Source organism: Streptomyces marokkonensis, from assembly GCF_039539045.1.
Taxonomy (GTDB): Bacteria; Actinomycetota; Actinomycetes; order Streptomycetales; family Streptomycetaceae; genus Streptomyces; species Streptomyces marokkonensis.
The window spans coordinates 1-5,177 of the sequence record NZ_BAABCQ010000290.1; the positions used below are offsets into that span (position 1 = coordinate 1).

Annotated in this window: 1 protein-coding gene; it reads right to left on the reverse strand. The window is 72.3% G+C overall.

The annotated features are described in order from the left end of the window. A partial coding sequence (locus tag ABEA26_RS34860; protein WP_345597941.1) for a beta-ketoacyl synthase N-terminal-like domain-containing protein occupies nucleotides 1–4,910 on the reverse strand: 4,910 nt, incomplete at its 3' end. Nucleotides 4,911–5,177: the final 267 nt, after the last annotated feature.

Here is a 5,177-nt window from a genome sequence, read left to right on the forward strand (position 1 = left end):
AACAACGCCACCTCGACCGCGAACAACGCCGGCTGCGCCGAACCCGTCCGATGCACACCTTCGCCATCAACCTCGACCGGCACCTCCAGACACGCACACGCCTCGTCATACGCCTCGGCGAACGCCGGGTACACCGCGTACAGTTCGCGGCCCATACCAACCCGCTGCGACCCCTGACCCGAGAACAGGAACCCGACCTTCCCACCGGCCGGACGCCCCAGCAGCACCTGAGAGGCCGGGGACCCGGCAGCCAGCGCCCGGAGCCCTTCACGAAGCTCGTCCCCGCTCTCCCCCACCACCGCGGCCCGGTACTCCATCGCCGAACGCGTCGTGGCGAGCGAGAAACCGACATCGGCCGACCTCAGATCCGCGGCACCGGCCAGGGACAGCAGACGCACCGCCTGATCCCGCAGCGCCCCCTCCGTCCTGCCCGACAGCACCCACGGCACGACCACACCGGAGTCCGGACCCGGCACCGGCTCGACCGCGACGGGCCCCTGCTCAACGATCACATGGGCATTGGTACCGCTGATCCCGAAAGAGGAGACACCGGCCCGGCGCGGACGGTCCGACTCGGGCCAGTCGACGGCCTCCGCCAGGAGCCGCACCTCACCCGCCGACCAGTCCACGTGCGGCGTCGGCTCCTCGACGTGCAGCGTCCGCGGCAGCACACCGTGCCGCATCGCCATCACCATCTTGATCACACCCGCCACACCCGCCGCGGCCTGCGTGTGCCCGATATTGGACTTCAGCGACCCCAGCCACAACGGCCGACCCTCCGACCGCCCCTGCCCGTACGTCGCGAGCAGCGCCTGCGCCTCGATCGGGTCACCCAGCCGCGTCCCCGTACCATGCGCCTCCACCACGTCCACCTGGGCAGGGGACAGCCCCGCCGAATCCAGCGCCTGCCGGATCACCCGCTGCTGCGACGGACCATTCGGCGCCGTCAGACCGTTCGACGCACCGTCCTGATTCACCGCACTGCCCCGCACGACAGCCAGCACCTCATGCCCGTTGCGGCGGGCATCGGAGAGCCGCTCCACCAGCAGCAGACCCACCCCCTCCGCCCACCCCGTGCCGTCCGCGTCCGCACCGAACGCCTTGCACCGCCCGTCCGGGGCCAGCCCACGCTGCCGGCTGAACTCCACGAACATGCCGGGCGTGGACATCACCGTGACACCGCCCGCCAAAGCCATCGAGCACTCGCCGCTGCGCAGCGACTGCATGGCCAGGTGCAGGGCGACCAGGGACGACGAGCACGCCGTGTCCACCGTGACCGCCGGGCCCTCCAGCCCGAACGAGTACGCCACCCGGCCCGACGCGACACTGGTCGTCGTGCCGGTCAGCAGGTACCCCTCGACTCCGTCGACGGGCTCGTGCAGCCGAGGTCCGTAGTCCTGTGCCGTGGCGCCGATGAACACGCCGGTCCGGCTGCCGCGCAGCGTGCCCGGGTCGATGCCGACCCCTTCGAATGCCTCCCACGCGGTCTCCAGGACCAGCCGCTGCTGCGGGTCGACGGCGGCGGCCTCGCGGGGGCTGATGCCGAAGAAGGCGGCGTCGAACTCGGCCGCCCCGTGCAGGAAGCCGCCATGCCGTGTCGAGGACTTGCCGGGCGTGCCGGGCTCCGGGTCCCAGAGCGCCTCGACGTCCCAGCCGCGGTCCGTGGGGAACCCAGAGACGGCGTCGCCGCCGGAGGCGAGCAGTCGCCACAGGTCCTCGGGGGAGTTCACGTCGCCGGGCAGGCGGCAGCTCATGGCCACGATGGCGATGGGCTCGTCGGGGTCGGCCGCGGCCGCGGGCACGGCGGAAGCCGTGTCCTGGTTGCCCAGGGACCGCGCGGCGAGGTGCCGGGCGAGCGCGACCGGAGTCGGGTGGTCGAACAGCAGGCCGCTGGGCAGGCTCAGGCCGGTGGCCGAGACGAGTTGGTTGCGCAGTTCCACCGAGCTGAGCGAGTCGAAGCCGAGGTCCTTGAAAGTCCACTCGGTCTCGACCTGGCGGGCTCCGGCGTGGCCCAGGACGGCGGCGATGTGTGCGCGGACCAGGTCCAGCACAGCCTCGTCGCGTTCCGGTTCGGGCAGTCCGGCCAGCCGCCGGCCCAGGTCCCCGACCGGCGCGGTCCCGGTCGCGGAGGCGGCCGCCGGCTGCGCGGGCGCGGGGGCACCGCCGATGGCGGCGGCGGGCGAGGTGGCGGTGCCGTCCAGCCAGTACCGCTGTCGTTCGAAGGCGTAGGTGGGGAGTGCGACCCTGCGGTGTGCGGCTCGCCGGCCGCCGAACAGGGCGTCCCAGTCCAGCCGCGCACCGTGGACGTGCAGCGCGGCGACCGCCGTCAGCAGGGCCGGTGCCTCAGGGCGGCGGGCGCGCAGGGCGGGGACGAACAGGGAGTCGCCGCCGGCTCCGGCGCGGGCCATTGAGGTGAGCACGCCACCCGGTCCGAGTTCGATGTACGTACGTACGCCCTGCTCGTCGAGGCGGGTGACGCCGTCGGCGAAGCGGACCGCCTCGCGCACATGGCGGACCCAGTACTCGGCCGTGCACCCCTCGTACCCGGACGTCTCCTCGGACAGCCGGCCCGTCACGTTGGACACGACCGGGATGTGCGGGGCGTGGAAGACCAGGCCCTCGGCCACGGCGCGGAACTCCGCCAGCATGGGTTCCATGTACGGGGAGTGGAAGGCGTGGCTGACTCGGAGCCGGCTGGTCTTGCGCCCCTGGGCGGCGAAGACCTCGGCGATCTCGGTGGCGAGGTCCTCCTCGCCGGAGACGACGACGGAGTCCGGGCCGTTCAGTGCGGCGATGCTCACGCGGTCGGTACGTCCGCCGATACGGGCGCGGACCTCATCCTCCGTGGCCTGGACGGCGATCATGGCGCCGTCGGCGGGGAGCGCCTGCATCAAGCGGCCGCGCGCGGCCACGAGGGTGCAGGCGTCGGCGAGCGAGAGGACGCCGGCCACGTGCGCGGCGGCGAGTTCACCGATGGAGTGCCCCATGAGCACGTCGGGGGTGATGCCCCAGCTCTCCAGAAGCCGGAAGAGGGCGACTTCCAGGGCGAACAGCGAGGTCTGCGTGTAGAGGGTGCGGTCAAGTTCGGCCGCTTCCCCACTGCCTTCCGGGGCGAACATGACCTCACGCAGCGGCCGCGGCAGCAAGGGGTCCAGGTGGGCGCACACCTCGTCCAGCGCGGCGGCGAACACCGGCTCGGCTCCGGCGAGTTCGCGACCCATGCCGGCTCGCTGGCTGCCCTGGCCGGAGAAGAGGAAGGCCAGCTCGCCGCGCGGGCCCGTCCGGCCCGTGGTCAGTGCGGCGTCGATGCCGCCGGTGGAAAGCTCACGCAGGGCGCGCAGGACGTCCTCGCGGGTCTCGCCGATGACGACGGCCCGGTGTTCGAAGGCCGTGCGGCCGGTGGCCAGCGACCAGCCCGCGTCGGAGAGGGAGAGGCCCGGGTGTGCTTCGGCGTGCGCGAGCAGGGAGGCCGCCTGGGCGCGCAGCCCGGTCGCGGTCCTGGCGGACAGCGGCCAGAAGGCCGTGCCCGCGCCCGTGTCGGCGGCATCGTACGCTGCGGGGGCCGCTTGGTGCTCCGTCAGCACGAGGTGGCAGTTGGTGCCGCCCATGCCGAACGAGCTGACGCCGGCGACCCGCGGCCGGCCCTCCTCGGCCTCCCACGCGCTGTGCTCGGATTGCACCCGCAGGTTCAGCCGGTCCAGCGGGATCGCCGGGTTCGGCGTCCGGAAGTTGAGGCTGGCGGGCAGTTCCCGGTGGCGCAGGGACATCACCGCCTTGAGCAGGCCGGTGATGCCGGCGGCTCCCTCCAGGTGGCCGACGTTGGTCTTGGCCGAACCGACCCGCAGCGCTTGGCCGGGCGCGCGCCCCGCGCCGAGCACCGCGCCGAGGGCCGCGGCCTCGACGGGGTCGCCGATCCTGGTGCCGGTGCCGTGCAACTCGACGTAGCCGACGTCGGCGGGGTCGATTCCGGCCCGCTCGTAGGCGAGCCGGAGGACCTGCTCCTGCCCGGATCTGAGGGGTACGGTCAGGCCGTCGCCGCCGCCGTCGTTGTTGACCGCACTGCCGCGGATCACGCAGTGGACGGTGTTCCCGTCAGCGAGGGCCTGGGCCAGCGGCTTGAGGACGACGATGCCGCCGCCTTCGCCGCGGACGTAGCCGTTCGCGCGGGCGTCGAAGGTGAAGCAGCGGCCGTCGGGCGACAGGCCGCCGAACTTGGCGGCGCCCAGGGTGCTCTCGGGGACGATGTTCAGGTTCACGCCGCCGGCGAGGGCGACCGTGGACTCGCCCTTGCGCAGGCTCTCGCAGGCCAGGTGGACCGAGACCAGGGAGGAGGACTGGCCGGAGTCCACGGTCAGACTGGGCCCGTTCAGGCCGAGGAAGTAGGAGACGCGGTTGGCGATGATGCTGCGGTGCAGGCCGGTGACGGTGTGCGGGGAGATGGCCGTGAGCCCGGAGCGGTGGTGCAGGGTGGCGTAGTCGTCCCAGATGGCGCCGACGAACACGCCGGTGCGAGTGTCGCGCACCGTCTCGGCGCGCACGTGCGCGTCCTCCAGCGCTTCCCACGCCAGTTCCAGCACGAGCCGCTGCTGCGGGTCCATGGCGGCGGCCTCTTTGGGCGAAAGCCCGAAGAACCCCGCGTCGAAGTGGCCGATGCCGTCCAGGAATCCACCTCGGCGGATGTCGGTCCGCCCGGCCTCCGGCGAGTCCGCGTCGGCCACCGCGGCGGCGTCCCACCGGTCCTGGGGTACGTCGATGATCGCGTCCATACCCTCGCTGAGCAGCCGCCAGAAGGCGGCAGGGTCGGCGGCTCCGGGCAGTCGGCACGCCAAGCCGATGACGGCTATGCCATCGACCGCGTCCGCCGCCGGACCGGTTCGATTCCCTGCCTCGTTGAGCTCGGACTCGACCATTTGCACTCCACTCACCCACACAGAGAATGAAAAGGCGCCGGTCGGTGGCCGACCACGGCGCAGGCGATCGGAACAGACCAAACGCTGGCACGTTGTGGCGCGACCTCAGTTTCCGTGCCGCAGCCGCACTTCGCCGCTGCGACGGGCCCAATTTAGGGGATTCCCCAGGGGAGAACGTGCACGGGCCTTGACAGCCGGCGCATCTCTAAGGAAAACCCTAGGGCCAGTTGTGAGAGAACTGGATCCTGCATCCTCTTCCCCATCTCC